The organism is Pseudomonas sp. NPDC090201, assembly GCF_044746825.1.
Taxonomy (GTDB): Bacteria; Pseudomonadota; Gammaproteobacteria; order Pseudomonadales; family Pseudomonadaceae; genus Aquipseudomonas; species Aquipseudomonas putida_AD.
Genome location: NZ_JBIVCX010000007.1, coordinates 1 through 16,484, shown reverse-complemented (window position 1 = coordinate 16,484; position 16,484 = coordinate 1). Strand labels below are relative to the sequence as shown.

Below are 16,484 nucleotides of genomic sequence, written 5' to 3'. Positions count from 1 at the left end.
CCCAAGTGCACCGTTCAGCAACTCCATCCAGCCGCTCTCTAGTGACCTAAAACGAATCAGTGCCTTTGGGCTAGTACTGAAATAAGTCCGTTTGAATGCTCGCTGCCGAGGGCTGTGCGGGTTCACGACGTAAAACTTCATTACCGTACAAGCCGTCACCTCGGCATGGTTTGCCGTATCGCAGCGCTGATCGTGGACATAGTTCTCAAAAGCGCCGGAGCTCTTTACAGCCTTATGGTGATGGTCTCTAGCGCAACGTCTAGCGTACGTATCGTGCTTGGCCAGGATTCCAAACCGGCTGGAGCCTCCACCATCGTCGCCACCGAAAAGCGATTATTTGCGCGGTGATCAAGTCTTTTAATCAACGGACGGGCTACGAAAGCCTCCAGCCAGTTGCGGCTCGGTCTGGCCATCACAAATGGTTGGCCACTGAAAGCAAACGGGAGCGAACATCCATCCCGAGCCGTTACGCCCAACTCTATCTAAAATATCAGTATATGAGGCTGTTGCTAGCTTTCGGTTGGTAAGAGCTATACATAAGAGGGCACGAAAAACATAACGGCCCCCTTATTTACGTTTGGCAGACACCTACGTGGATTACGCATCACACGCATGAGATCAGAGATGGTATTGAAAAAGCCAAAAAATGTAGTTAATTTTTCTCCGAGAGCGGCAAAACCGGCAGGCCCAGTTCCTCTAGGAATTTATTATGTCTGAGGGTCGCACTTTTGATTTGATTTTCTAACAAAACCAGATCGTTGTAGACCACACTCAAATCTACCGGCTTTTCGGATTGTGCCGTACTCACATAACGAGAAATATTTAGGTTGTAATCATTTTTTTCAATTTCCTCCATTGGCACACGACGGGAAAATCTATCTTCTTCCTTACGAAATTGGTAGCTCTCGATAATTTTTTCAATATGCTCGGGCAACAGATAATTCAAGCGTTTACCCTTCTCATAATGCTCCGCAGCATTAATGAAAAGTACATCATCAGACTTTTTGCAGCGCTTGAGCACCAAAATGCAGACAGGTATTCCTGTTGAAAAGAATAGATTGGCAGGAAGACCAATGATCGTATCGATATGGCTATCCTTCAGGAGCTTAGTTCGAATACGCTCTTCTGCACCACCACGAAACAACACGCCGTGTGGGAGGATGATCGCCATGACTCCATCGTCAGTGAGAAAATGGAAACCATGGAGCAGAAAAGCAAAATCAGCTGCCGACTTAGGCGCCAAGCCGTAGTTTTTGAAGCGAAAATCTTCACCTAATGCGTCAGTCGGCTCCCAGCGCAAACTGAATGGGGGGTTGGCGACAACTGCGTCGAATTGCATTTTTTTGGCGGGATTCATCTCATTGAGAGTTTCCCAATCGTTGTCTAATGTATCACCGTGGTGAATTTCAAATTCGGTATCTTTCACACCATGCAATAACATGTTCATACGGGCAAGGTTATAGGTGGTTATATTTTTTTCCTGGCCGTAAATCTTCCCGATACCGTTAGGACCAAGCTGCTTGCGAACATTTAACAGGAGTGAACCTGAACCACAGGCAAAATCTAGAACCTGCTTGATCTTTTTCTTTTTGCCGGTGGCTGGTGCCTGGCTATCAAGTGTAACAATCTCAGAAAGAATTTGTGAGATCGGTTGAGGTGTATAAAACTCCCCGGCTTTTTTGCCCGAGCCCGCAGCAAACTGGCCAATAAGATACTCGTAAGCATCGCCTAAAATGTCGGTATCAGTACTAAACTGAGAAATACCCTCAGCGATTTTTTGAATAATTGTACAGAGCTTCGCATTACGCTCACTTGGCTTCTTACCGAGCTTTTCAGAATGCAGATTGATTTCTGAGAACAACCCCTGAAAGGTGCTATTGAAAGACTTTTCTTCAATATACTTAAAGCCTTTCCATAAAGTATCCAACAGATCGGGGTTCTGAGTACGCGCCATCTCGGCGACACTGCTCCACAGAAACGCAGGTTCAATGACATAGTGGGTTTTAAGCCGCATCTGCTTTTCAAAATCTGCGATGTCAGCGGGATTATTTTGATACCAGATTGTTAGAGGTGCGCGACGATCGTTTTTTGCCGCTTCAATATAATCACGGCCCAGCTCTTTCTTAGCCGCCTGCTCGTAATTATCAGAGAGATAGCGCAGGAACAGCAAAGATAGCATATAGTCGCGAAAGTCATCGGCATTCATAGCGCCGCGTAATTGATCAGCGATGTCCCATAGGGTCTTACCGAGCTGACTAAGTTGTTCATTGGTCATAATTTACATCTACCATTATGCATGAATGTCGGGCAGATCGAACGTGTAGCGCTCAAGAAACCCATTCAAAATACTATTAAAAAGTTTCTTGTTATCTTCGGTTAGTTCTTTCGGATCAAACAACGAGTAGTCCCCATGACTCAAAAGATTTAAGGCACGAGAAAAAAGCACATCATCCTCAATGCCATGAATACAGCCTGAAAAATCCTTGAAGCCAAAATAGGCGGATGTTTTCTCCAGCACTCCGCGCAACACGTTAAAGTGGCTGGCATATAGTCTACCTGCGCCAGCCGCTTTCTTGAGTTCACTAAGCATAGCCACATGATGGAAAAAAGGGGTGTCAGTCGTGGATTGAAGACTGTATCCGTCACTATCACGACTGTATACGAAATAGGATTTATGCGGGCATCTTTTCAACTCATTACACATGACGTTAAAAAATAGACTATGGTGTGACGACATAACCGTCTTCACCTTTCCAATTGAGCGCCTTAACAGCTTAGCCAGATCAGATGCCACGGAAATGGCGTTATTGTCATCTAACGACGAAATCGGATCATCGATATAGAAATATCTTACCCAGCTATAGGAGTCCGCTCCATCTATTACCAATTCGCAGATCGCTAGAAAAACACACCATATGAATATGTTTTCCTCACCGCGCGAGATTTTTATGTTGTCCTGCATCATTGTTTCTGGTTCTTCGGAGCCTGGGCGAAATCGTGGATTCCTAACTAGTTTGCTAAAGCTAACGTTCCAACCATCATAATCGATCTTGAAATTAAAGCTACTGTAGCGCGCCAGATATGCAAAAATCTTCTCTTCAAGAGCAAGCTCCTTGAAGCCTTCAAAAAAACGAGAGTCTGAGTTAATCTGCAACACTCGACTTGCGTCACCCACAAGGTCGTTATCCCAGTGAAACAAATCTTCAGTAAACGCATTAAAGTAAAGGGTATCCCGTTCTTGCCCTCGTTTACGTTTACCAGCCTGTTTAAACTCCATTGATAATCGGGTCTTGCCTGTGCCATTGTACGCATATAACAGCACAAAATCGACGCCACCATTGTCGTTATGCCGTAGGTCATCCCTGACAACCTCAACCACTTTACGAAGGGTTTTGCAATTTCGAATTTTTGGTTTATTGCTCATCAGAAACCTCGTCCATAACTGGAAAAAGCTTCTGCATTAAACCTTTTTTATATTCTTTTAGCGATTCAACTTTTTGAAGCTGCTGATCTATCACCCTGTCGAGTTCACTAAAGAATTGTGCGATTTTCCGCTGCTCATCAAACTCTGGAAACAGAAACTCTTCTTTGAACCAATCATTGAGTTTAAAAAGCATTTTTTCAATTACAATTCCAATGCTACACCGCACGAAGGATAGACTTACAGCGGGCTGCTGCGCAAAATACTCAAGAAAATGGACACAATTATCTTTCTTTGGCACCAAAACAGAATACTCATTGGAAACAATAGATCCATCCAATTCTTTTGGAACAACTCCACAAGCACAGTGAACAATTTGCCGTTTAGATATCAGAAAGTCATTCTCATAAACTTTAAACTGCGATTTGACTTTGATAGAGCGTCCTCTAAAGACTCCTCGGGAAATCAATCCGCCATAGCGGCGCTTGACAGTCACCAACGAATACTCCGCATCGTCTTCCATACTTATTCGTCTTTGCTTTTCACCCAGAACCTTCCCCATTGGTTTTAGTTTCCAAGGCTCTGAGTTGCGAAATTCAGGAAACCTAAGCCTAGGTACAACTTCACCTTCCACGGGAAAGAGTTGTTGCATCATACCTTTTCTATAATGTTTAAGGGCTTCAAGTTTTTGGGAGTGGAGGATGACTAAGGCGTCGATAGACCCCAAGAAATCAGCAATTTTTTTCTGTTCCAAATTGGAATACGGGATCAAGAATTCATATTTCTTGAGTTGCTTCCCATTTATAGAGTTAATCGTCGCACCTAGATCCGCAGCCACCTGAACCTGGTATGCATGCGTTTGCAAAAGCTGGAAAACAAATTCTGGAAAGTCCGCTCGAAATACTGTCATGAAAGCCCCAGGCGTACACATGGGCGTATCATTTGATATCAATGCACTCTTACCGATTAGCGGCTTAGAGCCATTCCTGACACATATCAATATATCGCCAGCCCTACAAAGGTTAGCGCCCCTAATGTCAGGTCGAACAAAAACATTATCATTTAATGAGATTTGTCCGCTTTGAACGTTGGAAGATCTGAGGACGAGTAAACCATTGTGCCTGACATCTTCCGGTGTATAGGTCAGCCCTGATACTAATTTTCCCATAGTACCGAGTTCAGCTCTAACCCACTCTACCGAACCATCGAAATCAGGAAAGCGTAGCTCAGGAACCAGCATTTTTACTTGCTCACTCATACGCATCCAACCCCGATATTTTACGACCCTCTGCCTGCTTTTGGAGGTAGGGAACCAAATCAACCATTAAAGAAAGCTCCGCAGCGCGGCGTGCTTTCCAACCAAGTTCTAAGGGAGCAAGCAGGTCTGTCAGACTCTCACCATCAAAGATCATTCGATCCAGGATATTCTCTACAAAAGCGAGAAGTGATTGTGTTTGCAGCCCGTGCTTGACGGCAATCTGCATTAATACTTGCGCCGCCTTTTGGACTTTAAAAGCTTGATAGCCGTCACGTATTTGCTTCTCATCTAAAGCTTCACCAACCTTCAAGCTATTGATGTATGAAATTATGTCTTCGCGCTCTTCGATCAGATTGGAATTAGCACTGATCAAGTCTATAAGTTGCTCGCGCGTCATCTTATGCTTGCCATTTTTTTGAGTAGATTTGGCAATCAGCCCCATGATGTAATCGTAGTCGATAATGCTCGAGGCGAACAAAACCAGATCAAATTCCAGTTGCTCAATTGCCTCTTCGCTATCACTCTTTCCTTGCTTGCGCTTTAATTCAATAGCCGTGTCGAGATATATGGCTTTAAAGCCACGCAGAGAATCAGTGGGCAGCTTCCGCTCAATATCTACCTTACTTTCCTCATCTAAATCGGTATATTGATCTAGCTGGGTTTTAAGTTTTTGCACTTCTTTGAAGTGGTTGATAAACTCAGCCTTGGCCGCATCTCCCTTTAGGTTGTGGACCTGAGATGGTTCGCAGGTTAAGCCCTTGGACTCCATAAAGTATTGGAGCTCATCCACCTTTTTCTGGAAAGCCTCAATCACCTTAAAAGCTGGATCGACCAGCCAAATCTCACGCGCCTTGTCTTCTGTACCTCCGCAAAACAATTCTATTGCGGCATTCACATCGTTTTCCTGATAGCGGAAGTCTAGGATATTTCCCCACGGCTTAGTGTCGTTCAGCACACGGTTAGTTCGCGAAAACGCTTGAACAAGGCCATGATATCTAAGGTTTTTATCCACATATAGAGTATTTAGATATTTAGAATCAAATCCGGTTAACAACATGTCTACCACAATAGTGATATCGATCTTGTTCTTGCGCGAATAATCCGCATTGCTGTATCTTTGGTCTTTAATACGTTGCTGCACGTCCTGATAGTAATGGTCAAATTCATTAATGGAGTGGTCGGTGCCATACTGCTCGTTGTAGTCAGCAATAATTGCCATGAGCGCTGTCTTTTTCGTTTCGGGTTCTACTTGGTTGTCGGCGCGCTCCTGCGGCAAGTCATCCTGAAGCTGTTTGATGTCTGCTGCATTTTTGCTGCTGTTTCCGCCGCCTGCGCTGTTTATATCGCTCTCTTTGGCGATCTGTGCCGGGGGTGAAAACACACAGGCGACATTCAGAGTCTCAAAATTTTGATCCTCTAACTTTTTTTGTGCTTGAAGCGTACTAAAAAGCTCATAGTACTCAATGGCATGATTGATAGATGCTGTCGCTAATATGGCATTAAAGCGGCGCCGATGCGTGGCGCTGTCGTGTTTGTCTAGAATAGCTTTCACAACCGCACCGGGTGGTGGAAGCTCATTTTTCTTTAGTTTGCTCTGGCCGCCCTTGCCATCGCTTTTCCCGTAATAGTCTATATGGAAGCTCAGTACGTTTTTGTCTTCTACTGCGTGGGTGATCGTGTAGGCGTGCAGCTGTTTCTCAAAAATGTCTTCTGTCGTCTTGAATGAGGCTAGGTAGCCATCGACCTGCTGATAGTTAGAATTGGCATCGAATATAGGCGTACCCGTAAAGCCAAACAGCTGTGCTTTGGGAAAGAACTCCTTGATGGCTTTATGGTTTTCACCAAATTGGGATCGGTGGCATTCGTCGAAGATGAAAACAACGCGCTTATCACGCAGCGGTTCCAAGCGCTCTTTGTAAGTTTTCTTACCGTGTTTCTGTTGCACTTTGTTGTGCTTGCTGTTTTCATCCAATGCTAGGCCTAGCTTTTGAATGGTGCTCACAATCACTTTGTCGGCATAATCTTCAGACAGCATCCGGCGTACCAGCGTTTCGGTATTGGTGTTCTGCTCAACACAGCCTTCCTGAAACTTATTAAACTCTTCGCGCGTTTGACGGTCGAGGTCCTTGCGATCGACCACGAACAGACACTTTTCTATATCGGGGTCGTCCTTAAGCAACGTGGAAGCCTTGAACGAAGTTAGCGTTTTACCTGATCCGGTTGTATGCCAGATATAACCATTACCACGGTTTTGATGGATCGCGTCCACAATTGCTTTAACGGCATAGATTTGGTAGGGTCGCATAATAAGCATTCTCTGCTCGCTTTGTACCAATACCATATAGCGACTGATCAGCTGACCCAAGGTGCATTTTGCTAGGAAGTCATGTGCGAAGTCATGCAAGTGAGCAATTTTCTTATTGCTCTTATCCGCAAGTTGATAAATTGGCAAAAACCGTTCATCGGCGTTGAAACTAAAATGCTCCTTACGGTTATTCGCGAAATAACGGGTATCATTACCATTACTGACGATAAATAACTGCATGAAACATAGCAACGTGTTCGTATAGCCGTTGCCAATCTCGTTTTTATACTCAACGATTTGCTCCATCGCCCTGCGGGGGCTGATCTGGAATGACTTAAGCTCAACCTGTACCAGCGGTAGGCCATTTATCAGTAGGATAATGTCATAGCGGTGGTGGCTGTTATCTGTGTTAATGCGCAGCTGGTTGATAACTTCAAAGTCGTTTTTGCACCATTCACGGATATTAACTAGTGTATATTCCAGCGGCGTACCGTCTTCACGGGTAAACTTACCCTTTTCACGTAACGCCTGAGCGGCCTGAAAGACATCCGCCGTGATGATCTCGTCACGCAGCCGATTAAACTCTGGCTCAGACAAATTGACGCGATTCAGGGCTTCAAATTTTTCGCGAAAATTTTGATCAAGGCTCGCCTTGTCGCGAATGTCATCACGATACGTATATTTAAGATCTTTTAATTCTGCGATTAAGCTTTGTTCCAGGTGTTGTTCTTTAGTCATGGGTTACGCCTAATGTTTTAGACTCTTCAACGTACTCCAGCATGTCAGCCACTTCGCAGTCAAACAGAAGACAAAGCCGATCCAAAGCCTCGATGTCGATCTTTTGCGCTATCTCTTTGTACATCAGGGTCACTGTATTTCGACGAAGGCCAGTTTCACGCAAAACGTCGGAGATTTTCATTTTCCGCTCCCCCATCAGGCGGGCTAGATGGCAACGTATCATGGCTATGCCCTACAGCTCTTCAGTAAGGCAATATTATATCTTTCAAACAGAAAAAATTGAAGATTAACTGAAATATTTCTCCTTGGACACGTCAACTAATGCTTTGACGCTTATCTATGGCGTCTTGATTTTCGCAACGAAAACGTCGTGTGTTTGTCTCTTGCCACTGACCGAACGCAAGGGGCTCACAGGGGCAGATGTAGTGGAGCTGGAGCGGGTGGAAATGATGCCAATGGCCTGCGCTTTCGAGGGCTAGATTGAATGCACGGTGCGGGTCCCGAGTCGAGCGCGTCGATCAATGGGTCAGTAGCCGTTTATACCCGTCGTGGGGTGTGGTCGCTGCTGATGAAACGACGATTGCCAGCCACGGGGGGGGGGGGAATTTGATCCAGACTAGGTCATCGACGACTGGCAGCGCTACATCCCGCTGATCGAGCGCAAGCTTGGCGCATTTCGCAATGGAGCGCTGTTCACCGGTTCACCCAACCACTGCGTCTGCTCAAGCGTAGCCTGTGGCGCTACGCTAACGACGATCGCGTCATGATCCATGTGCTGACTGCGGTTTTACATGGTTTCAGACTAGCAAAAAAACGTCTCTATGAAATTTTACACCCCAAACAAAAAAACCCCCGCAATGCGGGGGCTCTATGCCTAAATTTTACAGAAAAGTCTCAAGTACCTGCTAGAACGGGATATCGTCATCGAAGCTGTCGAAATCAGGAGCCGGCTGCGGCGCCTGTTGCGGAGCCGGGCGCGACTCGCGCTGTGGCTGAGGAGCAGGCTGCGGACGCGATTGCTGTGGGCGAGGAGCGGAGTTCTGGTAACCGCCGCCACCCTGGCCTTGTTGAGCGTCGCCCTGTGGACGGCCGCCCAGCAACTGCATGGTGCCTTGCATGTCGACGACGATTTCAGTGGTGTAGCGCTTGATGCCGTCTTTTTCCCACTCGCGGGTCTGCAGCTTGCCTTCGATGTAGACTTGCGAACCTTTGCGCAGGTACTCGCCGGCGATCTCTGCGACCTTGCCGAACATCGAAACACGGTGCCATTCGGTCTTCTCGACTTTCTGGCCGGTTTGCTTGTCGGTCCACTGTTCGCTGGTCGCCAGACTCAGGTTGGTCACGGCGTTACCGTTAGGCAAGTAGCGAACTTCGGGATCCTGGCCGCATGTGCCGACCAATATGACTTTGTTAACCCCACGGGCCATAACGTTCTCCTAGGCTTCAACCGTTTCCGACGCTGGATTGACCACGTCGTCGAAAGACGCCCGATCCAACAGTTCTTTGTCAAATTTGATATAGATGGCGGCCTCGTCGGCCACCACTACTGCATCTGTTACTCCACGTACAGCCAACACGCGATCGGCAAGGCCTGTGTCGCGCTGGGCTTCGGGCGACAATGGCAAGCGAAGGCTGGTCACGTACGGAGGTTCGCGCATGGTAACAGCAAACGCCAGCCAGATGGCGGCCAGACCGGCGCCGCCGAGGAACACAACACCGAGCCCGCCATGCTGGAACAGCCACCCGCCAAGGATGCCGCCCGCCGCCGAACCGAGGAACTGGCTGGTGGAATAGATCCCCATGGCCGTGCCCTTCCCGCCTGCCGGAGACACCTTGCTGATGAGCGAAGGCAGCGATGCTTCTAGCAGGTTGAACGCCGTGAAAAAGACCACCGTGCCGATGACAAGTGCCCGAAGCGTGTTGCCGAACTCCCAGAAGAATAGCTCAGTGAGCATCAGCACCGTCACGGCGCCGAGGAGAATCCGCTTCATCTGACGCTTCTTTTCCCCGTAGATGATGAACGGGATCATCGCGAAGAAGGAAATCAGCAGCGCAGTGAGGTAGACCCACCAGTGCTGCTCCTTGGGCAGGCCGGCTTTTTCCACCAGTGCCAGCGGCAACGCGACGAAACTGGACATGAGCATCGCGTGCAACGCAAAGATACCCAAATCCAGGCGCAGCAGGTCCGGATGGCGAAGCGTCGCTCCCAGCGCCTGTCGGGCAAGCCCCGATTCGCGGTGCTGCAACGTGACCGTCGACTTGGGAACGGCGAACGCAACGATCAGGATGCCGAGCAGGGCCATCGCGCCAGTCGCCAGGAACAGCCCCTTGAGACCGAAAGCGCTGGTCAGGATCGGGCCGACGACCATGGCGATGGCGAACGACACGCCGATGGTCATACCGATCATGGCCATGGCCTTGGTGCGGTGCTGTTCGCGTGTCAGGTCCGAGAGCAATGCCATCACGGCTGCGGAAATCGCGCCCGCGCCTTGCAGGATGCGGCCGGCGATGACGCCCCAGATGGAGGTCGACTGCGCGGCCAGCACGCTGCCCAGTGCAAAGACGATCAAGCCCAGGTAAATCACCGGGCGACGGCCGATGCGGTCGGAGACGATGCCGAACGGGATTTGCAGCACGGCCTGGGTCAGGCCATAGGCGCCAATCGCCAGACCAATGAGTGCCGGGCTTGCGCCTGCCAGGTCCATGCCATAGGTGGCCAGAACTGGCAGCACCATGAACATGCCAAGCATACGGAACGCGAACACCAGCGCCAGACCGCCCGCCGCGCGGGTTTCGCTGCCACTCATGCGCTCGCTGTGAGAATCGTGCATGGAAGAACCTCATGTGAACCGGCGGCGATTCTACCAGTCCCATCGATGTACAGCACATACGACGCTTTGCCGCGCATCGCAGGAAAATTCTTTTTCTTACGTACGGCGCAAGCCAGCGCAACAGTGTGCATCCATCCAGTATTTGGCCGTATACTCCAGTGTTTTACGCCCGCCGTGCGAGGCCGCCTTGGACAAGATCCTGATTCGTGGGGCTCGAACCCACAACCTGAAAAACATCGACCTGACCCTGCCCCGCGACAAGCTGATCGTCATCACCGGGCTCTCGGGCTCCGGGAAGTCGTCGCTGGCGTTCGATACGCTCTACGCCGAAGGTCAGCGCCGCTACGTCGAATCGCTCTCTGCGTACGCCCGCCAGTTCCTGTCGATGATGGAAAAGCCGGACGTGGACACCATCGAAGGCCTCTCTCCGGCCATTTCGATCGAACAGAAGTCCACGTCGCACAACCCGCGTTCCACCGTGGGCACCATCACTGAAATCTACGACTACCTGCGCCTGTTGTATGCGCGGGTAGGCACGCCCCGTTGCCCGGACCACGACATCCCGCTGGAGGCGCAAACCGTCAGCCAGATGGTCGACCTGGTGCTGGCCCAGCCTGAAGGCAGCAAGCTGATGCTGCTGGCGCCGGTGGTGCGCGAGCGCAAGGGCGAGCACCTGGCGGTGTTCGATGAGCTGCGCGCCCAGGGCTTCGTCCGTGCGCGGGTGAACGGCAAGCTGTGCGAGCTCGACGAGCTGCCCAAGCTGGACAAACAGAAGAAGCATTCCATCGACGTGGTCGTGGACCGTTTCAAGGTTCGCGCCGACCTGCAGCAACGCCTGGCAGAATCCTTCGAAACCGCGCTGAAACTGGCGGACGGCATCGCACTGGTTGCGCCGATGGACGACGAGCCTGGTGAAGAGGTCATCTTCTCGGCCCGCTTCGCGTGCCCGATCTGCGGCCACGCCATCAGCGAACTGGAACCCAAGCTGTTCTCCTTCAACAACCCGGCCGGCGCCTGCCCGACCTGCGACGGCCTGGGTGTGAAGCAGTTCTTCGACACCAAGCGGCTGGTCAACGGCGACCTGACACTGGCCGAAGGGGCTATACGTGGGTGGGACAGGCGTAACGTCTATTACTTCCAGATGCTCGGCTCACTGGCCAAACACTACGGTTTCAGCCTGGAAGTGCCGTTCAAGGAGCTGCCGGCCGACCAGCAGAAGATCCTGCTCAACGGCAGCGGCACCCAGAACGTCGACTTCCGCTATCTGAATGACCGGGGCGATATCGTCAAACGCGCACACCCGTTCGAAGGGATCGTGCCAAACCTGGAGCGCCGCTACCGGGAAACCGAATCGGCGACCGTGCGCGAAGAACTGGCCAAGTTCCTCAGCACCCAGCCTTGTCCTGACTGCCGCGGCACCCGCCTGCGTCGTGAGGCGCGTCACGTGTGGGTCGGCGAGAAGACCCTGCCTGCCGTGACCAACCTGCCCATCGGCGACGCTACCGATTACTTCGGCGGACTGAAGCTGACCGGCCGTCGCGGCGAAATCGCTGACAAGATCCTCAAGGAAATCCGCGAGCGTCTGCAATTTCTGGTCAACGTCGGCCTGGATTACCTGACCCTGGATCGCAGCGCAGATACCCTTTCTGGCGGTGAAGCCCAGCGTATCCGTCTGGCCAGCCAGATCGGCGCGGGGCTGGTGGGCGTCATGTACATCCTCGACGAGCCGTCCATCGGCCTGCATCAACGGGATAACGACCGGCTGCTCGACACCCTGCGCCACCTGCGGGACATCGGCAACACGGTGATCGTGGTCGAGCACGATGAAGACGCCATCCGCCTGGCGGACTACGTGGTCGATATCGGCCCGGGTGCCGGCGTTCACGGCGGATCGATCGTCGCAGAAGGCACGCCGCAGGATGTGATGTCTCACCCTGACTCGCTGACCGGCAAGTACCTGTCCGGGCGGGTGAAGATCGAGGTGCCAGCCAAGCGCACTCCGCGCAACAAGAAGCTGTCGCTGAAGCTCAAGGGCGCCCGCGGCAACAACCTGCGCAATGTCGATCTGGAAATTCCGATTGGCTTGCTGACCTGCGTGACCGGCGTATCGGGCTCAGGCAAGTCGACGCTCATCAATAACACCCTGTTCCCGCTCAGCGCCACGGCCCTCAATGGCGCCACGACGCTGGAGGCCGCCACCCACGACAGCATCGACGGCCTGCAACACCTGGACAAAGTGGTGGACATCGACCAGAGCCCCATCGGGCGCACCCCACGCTCCAACCCGGCTACTTACACCGGGCTGTTCACGCCGATCCGCGAGCTGTTTTCCGGCGTGCCCGAGTCGCGCTCCCGGGGTTACGGCCCGGGGCGCTTCTCGTTCAACGTCAAGGGCGGCCGCTGCGAGTCTTGCCAGGGCGACGGCCTGATCAAGGTCGAGATGCACTTCCTGCCGGATATCTACGTGCCGTGCGACGTGTGCAAGAGCAAGCGCTACAACCGCGAAACCCTTGAGATCAAATACAAGGGCAAGAGCATCCACGAAGTGCTGGAGATGACCATCGAGGAAGCGCGAGCGTTCTTCGACGCCGTACCGGCACTGGCGCGTAAGCTCCAGACCCTGATGGACGTGGGCCTGTCCTATATCAAGCTCGGGCAATCGGCGACCACGCTGTCTGGTGGCGAAGCGCAGCGCGTGAAGCTGTCCCGCGAGTTGTCCAAGCGCGACACCGGCAAGACGCTGTACATCCTCGACGAGCCTACGACCGGCCTGCACTTCGCGGACATCCAGCAATTGCTGGACGTGCTGCACCGCCTGCGGGACCACGGCAACACCGTGGTGGTCATCGAGCACAACCTGGATGTCATCAAGACCGCTGACTGGCTGGTGGACCTGGGCCCTGAAGGCGGCTCTAAAGGCGGCCAGATCATCGCCACCGGCACGCCGGAACAGGTGGCCGAGATGAAGCAGTCCTACACCGGGCACTACCTCAAGCCACTGCTGGAACGCGATCGCGCCTGATAGCCTGAAGGCAGCAGTAACGAAAAAGCCCCTGGCACGAAGATCGCGCCAGGGGCTTTTTTATGGGACCGGAATCAGAGCTGCGATTGCAGGTAGTTTTCCAGGCCGATGGATTTGATCAGGCCCATCTGCTTTTCCAGCCAGTAGGTGTGATCTTCTTCGGTGTCTGCCAGTTGCAGGCGCAGGATGTCACGGCTGATGTAGTCCTTGTGCTGCTCACAGAGGGCGATGCCTTTGCACAGTGCGGCACGGACCTTGTATTCCAGGCGAAGGTCGCTGGCGAGCATCTCAGGGACTGTGGTGCCTACATCCAGGTCATCCGGGCGCATGCGCGGCGTACCTTCGAGCATCAGAATCCGGCGCATCAACGCATCAGCGTGCCCTGCCTCTTCTTCCATCTCGTGGTTGATACGCTCGTAGAGCTTGCTGAAACCCCAATCCTCATACATCCGCGAGTGGATGAAATATTGGTCGCGCGCAGCCAATTCGCCGGTCAGCAGCGTGTTGAGGTAATCGATGACGTCCGGGTGGCCTTGCATCGCCGTGAATCTCCTTCTTGAAAGACGATAGTTTGAACCAACATCTGCTCAAGGTCATCTTTTCAAAGGCAGAAAAACGAAGAAAAGCAGTGATTTTCTGACATTTGGTGTCGAAAACACGAGTAAATGAGGAGAGTTCTCTTTATCACTAGCGATCAGCGCAATAATCGCTCATTTCAACTGATAACGCGTTGTATTCCCATGAATCGCGGGCAACAAAAAACCGGGCACTGGGCCCGGTTCTTTGTAACGACTTGACGTCTTATTCAGCGGCTTCTACGGAGCCACCGACAGGACGGTCAACCAGTTCGACGTACGCCATAGGAGCGTTGTCGCCAGCGCGGAAACCGCACTTCAGGATGCGCAGGTAGCCACCCTCACGGGTTGCATAACGCTTGCCCAGGTCGTTGAACAGCTTACCAACCATTTCTTTCGAACGAGTACGGTCGAAAGCAAGACGGCGGTTTGCAACGCTGTCTACCTTGGCCAGGGTGATCAGCGGCTCGGCAACGCGGCGCAGTTCCTTGGCTTTTGGCAGGGTAGTTTTGATCAGCTCGTGCTCGAACAGCGACACCGCCATGTTCTGGAACATGGCCTTGCGGTGAGAGCTGGTACGGCTCAGGTGACGTCCACTTTTACGATGACGCATGGTTCATTCCTTACCAAACACAACGTTCGGTGATTACGACGATCAGGCAGTCGCCTTGTCGTCCTTCTTAAGACTTGCAGGCGGCCAGTTGTCGAGGCGCATGCCGAGGGAGAGACCACGAGAAGCCAGAACGTCCTTGATTTCGGTCAAGGATTTCTTGCCCAGGTTCGGAGTCTTCAACAGTTCTACTTCGGTGCGCTGAATCAGATCGCCGATGTAGTAAATGTTCTCCGCCTTAAGGCAGTTGGCCGAACGTACGGTCAGTTCCAAATCGTCAACCGGACGAAGCAGGATCGGATCAATCTCGTCTTCCTGTTCGACTACGACCGGCTCACTGTCACCTTTGAGGTCGACGAACGCAGCCAACTGCTGTTGCAGGATGGTTGCAGCACGACGGATAGCCTCTTCAGGATCCAGAGTACCGTTGGTTTCCAGATCGATAACCAGTTTGTCCAGGTTGGTACGCTGTTCGACACGGGCGTTTTCCACCACGTATGCGATACGGCGAACCGGGCTGAACGAAGAGTCGAGCTGCAAGCGACCGATGCTGCGGCTTTCGTCTTCATCGCTCTGACGCGAGTCTGCTGGTTCATAACCGCGACCACGAGCTACAACGAGCTTCATGTTCAGGGCGCCGTTAGACGCCAGGTTAGCGATTACGTGATCGGGGTTAACGATCTCGACATCATGATCCAGCTGAATATCGGCAGCGGTCACCACCCCCGAACCCTTCTTCGACAAGGTCAGCGTAACTTCGTCTCGACCGTGCAGCTTGATAGCCAGACCTTTCAGGTTCAACAGGATTTCAATGACGTCTTCCTGTACACCTTCGATTGCGCTGTACTCATGGAGTACACCGTCAATCTCGGCCTCGACTACTGCACAGCCGGGCATGGAGGACAACAGGATGCGGCGCAGCGCGTTGCCCAGGGTATGGCCGAAACCACGCTCGAGAGGCTCGAGAGTGATTTTGGCGCGGGTTGGACTGACAACCTGCACGTCGATGTGACGAGGTGTCAGAAACTCATTTACCGAAATCTGCATGGATGCACCTATTTTCTAGCCCTTACTTGGAGTAGAGCTCGACAATCAGGCTTTCGTTGATGTCGGCGGACAGATCACTGCGAGCTGGGACGCTTTTGAAAACGCCAGATTTCTTCTCAGTGTCTACTTCTACCCATTCTACGCGGCCACGTTGGGCACACAGATCGAGAGCCTGGACGATACGCAGTTGGTTTTTCGCTTTTTCGCGAATAGCAACGACGTCACCAGCACGAACCTGGAAGGACGGAACGTTAACGGTTTTGCCGTTTACGCTAACCGACTTGTGCGATACCAGCTGACGCGATTCGGCACGAGTCGAACCGAAGCCCATACGGTATACAACGTTGTCCAGACGGCATTCGAGCAGTTGCAGCAGGTTCTCACCAGTAGCGCCTTTCTTGCCGGCAGCTTGCTTGTAGTAACCGCTGAACTGACGCTCGAGAACGCCGTAGATACGACGGACTTTTTGCTTTTCACGCAGCTGGGTGCCGTAGTCGGACTGACGACCGCGGCGCTGGCCGTGGATGCCTGGGGCTGCTTCGATGTTGCACTTCGATTCGATAGCGCGCACGCCGCTCTTCAGGAAGAGATCGGTGCCTTCGCGACGAGCGAGTTTGCATTTTGGACCAATGTAACGAGCCATTCTTTAAAATCTCCTGGATTACACGCGGCGATTC

12 protein-coding genes and 2 pseudogenes are annotated in these 16,484 nt (G+C 52.0%); 2 read left to right on the top strand and 12 right to left on the bottom strand.

The window, feature by feature from the left end; genetic code table 11:
- Positions 1–99: 99 nt before the first annotated feature.
- From ACIPOO_RS18910 to ACIPOO_RS18885, 6 genes and pseudogenes are all read right to left on the bottom strand, one after another.
- Positions 100–341 (bottom strand): annotated as a pseudogene (locus tag ACIPOO_RS18910) (IS30 family transposase); the annotation flags it as partial.
- Between the two features lie 311 nt (positions 342–652).
- Positions 653–2,275: a type I restriction-modification system subunit M gene (locus tag ACIPOO_RS18905; protein WP_400608968.1), complete on the bottom strand. Its 1,623-nt coding sequence runs from the start codon at positions 2,273–2,275 to the stop codon at positions 653–655.
- Positions 2,276–2,290: 15 nt separating this feature from the next.
- Positions 2,291–3,424 (bottom strand): anticodon nuclease, encoded by a 1,134-nt coding sequence (locus tag ACIPOO_RS18900; RefSeq protein WP_400608966.1) that lies wholly within the window; start codon positions 3,422–3,424, stop codon positions 2,291–2,293.
- The gene (locus ACIPOO_RS18895; RefSeq protein WP_400608964.1) at positions 3,414–4,679 is read right to left on the bottom strand and encodes a restriction endonuclease subunit S; all 1,266 of its coding nucleotides are present in this window, start codon (positions 4,677–4,679) and stop codon (positions 3,414–3,416) included. Before ACIPOO_RS18895 ends, ACIPOO_RS18900 begins: the two co-directional genes overlap by 11 nt.
- The gene (locus ACIPOO_RS18890) at positions 4,672–7,722 is read right to left on the bottom strand and encodes a type I restriction endonuclease subunit R (RefSeq protein ID WP_400608962.1); all 3,051 of its coding nucleotides are present in this window, start codon (positions 7,720–7,722) and stop codon (positions 4,672–4,674) included. The genes ACIPOO_RS18895 and ACIPOO_RS18890 overlap by 8 nt, the downstream gene beginning before the upstream one ends.
- Positions 7,715–7,945, bottom strand: a complete 231-nt coding sequence (locus tag ACIPOO_RS18885; RefSeq protein WP_400608960.1) for a helix-turn-helix domain-containing protein — start codon at positions 7,943–7,945, stop codon at positions 7,715–7,717. Before ACIPOO_RS18885 ends, ACIPOO_RS18890 begins: the two co-directional genes overlap by 8 nt.
- Before the next feature lie 181 nt (positions 7,946–8,126).
- On the opposite strand from ACIPOO_RS18885, the pseudogene ACIPOO_RS18880 reads away from it, so the two are divergent.
- Positions 8,127–8,509: pseudogene (locus tag ACIPOO_RS18880) on the top strand (IS21 family transposase); the annotation flags it as partial.
- A 118-nt stretch (positions 8,510–8,627) separates the two neighbouring features.
- On the opposite strand, the gene ACIPOO_RS18875 reads toward ACIPOO_RS18880, so the two are convergent.
- Both ACIPOO_RS18875 and ACIPOO_RS18870 read right to left on the bottom strand, forming a co-directional pair.
- On the bottom strand, positions 8,628–9,149 hold the full coding sequence (locus ACIPOO_RS18875; RefSeq protein ID WP_274134910.1) for a single-stranded DNA-binding protein: 522 nt from the start codon (positions 9,147–9,149) through the stop codon (positions 8,628–8,630).
- Between the two features lie 9 nt (positions 9,150–9,158).
- Complete coding sequence (locus ACIPOO_RS18870; RefSeq protein ID WP_400608958.1) at positions 9,159–10,553, bottom strand: MFS transporter; 1,395 nt, start codon at positions 10,551–10,553, stop codon at positions 9,159–9,161.
- A gap of 187 nt (positions 10,554–10,740) precedes the next feature.
- On the opposite strand from ACIPOO_RS18870, the gene uvrA reads away from it, so the two are divergent.
- A complete protein-coding gene (gene uvrA, locus ACIPOO_RS18865) occupies positions 10,741–13,575 on the top strand; it encodes an excinuclease ABC subunit UvrA (RefSeq protein ID WP_400608956.1) in 2,835 nt (944 codons plus the stop codon).
- 74 nt (positions 13,576–13,649) lie between these two features.
- On the opposite strand, the gene bfr is transcribed toward uvrA, so the two are convergent.
- The 4 genes from bfr to rpsD all read right to left on the bottom strand — a co-directional run bounded on the left by bfr (position 13,650) and on the right by rpsD (position 16,450).
- Positions 13,650–14,114, bottom strand: a complete 465-nt coding sequence (gene bfr, locus ACIPOO_RS18860; RefSeq protein WP_274134915.1) for a bacterioferritin — start codon at positions 14,112–14,114, stop codon at positions 13,650–13,652.
- A 262-nt stretch (positions 14,115–14,376) separates the two neighbouring features.
- Positions 14,377–14,763: a 50S ribosomal protein L17 gene (gene rplQ, locus ACIPOO_RS18855; protein ID WP_062384499.1), complete on the bottom strand. Its 387-nt coding sequence runs from the start codon at positions 14,761–14,763 to the stop codon at positions 14,377–14,379.
- Between the two features lie 42 nt (positions 14,764–14,805).
- Complete coding sequence (locus ACIPOO_RS18850) at positions 14,806–15,807, bottom strand: DNA-directed RNA polymerase subunit alpha (RefSeq protein ID WP_007970428.1); 1,002 nt, start codon at positions 15,805–15,807, stop codon at positions 14,806–14,808.
- A 22-nt stretch (positions 15,808–15,829) separates the two neighbouring features.
- Entirely contained in the window at positions 15,830–16,450 is a 621-nt protein-coding gene (rpsD, locus tag ACIPOO_RS18845) for a 30S ribosomal protein S4 (RefSeq protein WP_274134916.1), read from the bottom strand.
- Positions 16,451–16,484: the final 34 nt, after the last annotated feature.

What these genes read in the sequence shown, in the direction of transcription:
- ACIPOO_RS18905 (WP_400608968.1), bottom strand. Translation starts at nt 2,275, where the DNA reads ATGACCAATGAACAACTTAGTCAGCTCGGTAAGACCCTATGGGACATC.
- ACIPOO_RS18900 (WP_400608966.1), bottom strand. Translation starts at nt 3,424, where the DNA reads ATGAGCAATAAACCAAAAATTCGAAATTGCAAAACCCTTCGTAAAGTG.
- ACIPOO_RS18895 (WP_400608964.1), bottom strand. Translation starts at nt 4,679, where the DNA reads ATGAGTGAGCAAGTAAAAATGCTGGTTCCTGAGCTACGCTTTCCTGAT.
- ACIPOO_RS18890 (WP_400608962.1), bottom strand. Translation starts at nt 7,722, where the DNA reads ATGACTAAAGAACAACACCTGGAACAAAGCTTAATCGCAGAATTAAAA.
- ACIPOO_RS18885 (WP_400608960.1), bottom strand. Translation starts at nt 7,945, where the DNA reads ATGATACGTTGCCATCTAGCCCGCCTGATGGGGGAGCGGAAAATGAAA.
- ACIPOO_RS18875 (WP_274134910.1), bottom strand. Translation starts at nt 9,149, where the DNA reads ATGGCCCGTGGGGTTAACAAAGTCATATTGGTCGGCACATGCGGCCAG.
- ACIPOO_RS18870 (WP_400608958.1), bottom strand. Translation starts at nt 10,553, where the DNA reads ATGCACGATTCTCACAGCGAGCGCATGAGTGGCAGCGAAACCCGCGCG.
- bfr (WP_274134915.1), bottom strand. Translation starts at nt 14,114, where the DNA reads ATGCAAGGCCACCCGGACGTCATCGATTACCTCAACACGCTGCTGACC.
- rplQ (WP_062384499.1), bottom strand. Translation starts at nt 14,763, where the DNA reads ATGCGTCATCGTAAAAGTGGACGTCACCTGAGCCGTACCAGCTCTCAC.
- ACIPOO_RS18850 (WP_007970428.1), bottom strand. Translation starts at nt 15,807, where the DNA reads ATGCAGATTTCGGTAAATGAGTTTCTGACACCTCGTCACATCGACGTG.
- rpsD (WP_274134916.1), bottom strand. Translation starts at nt 16,450, where the DNA reads ATGGCTCGTTACATTGGTCCAAAATGCAAACTCGCTCGTCGCGAAGGC.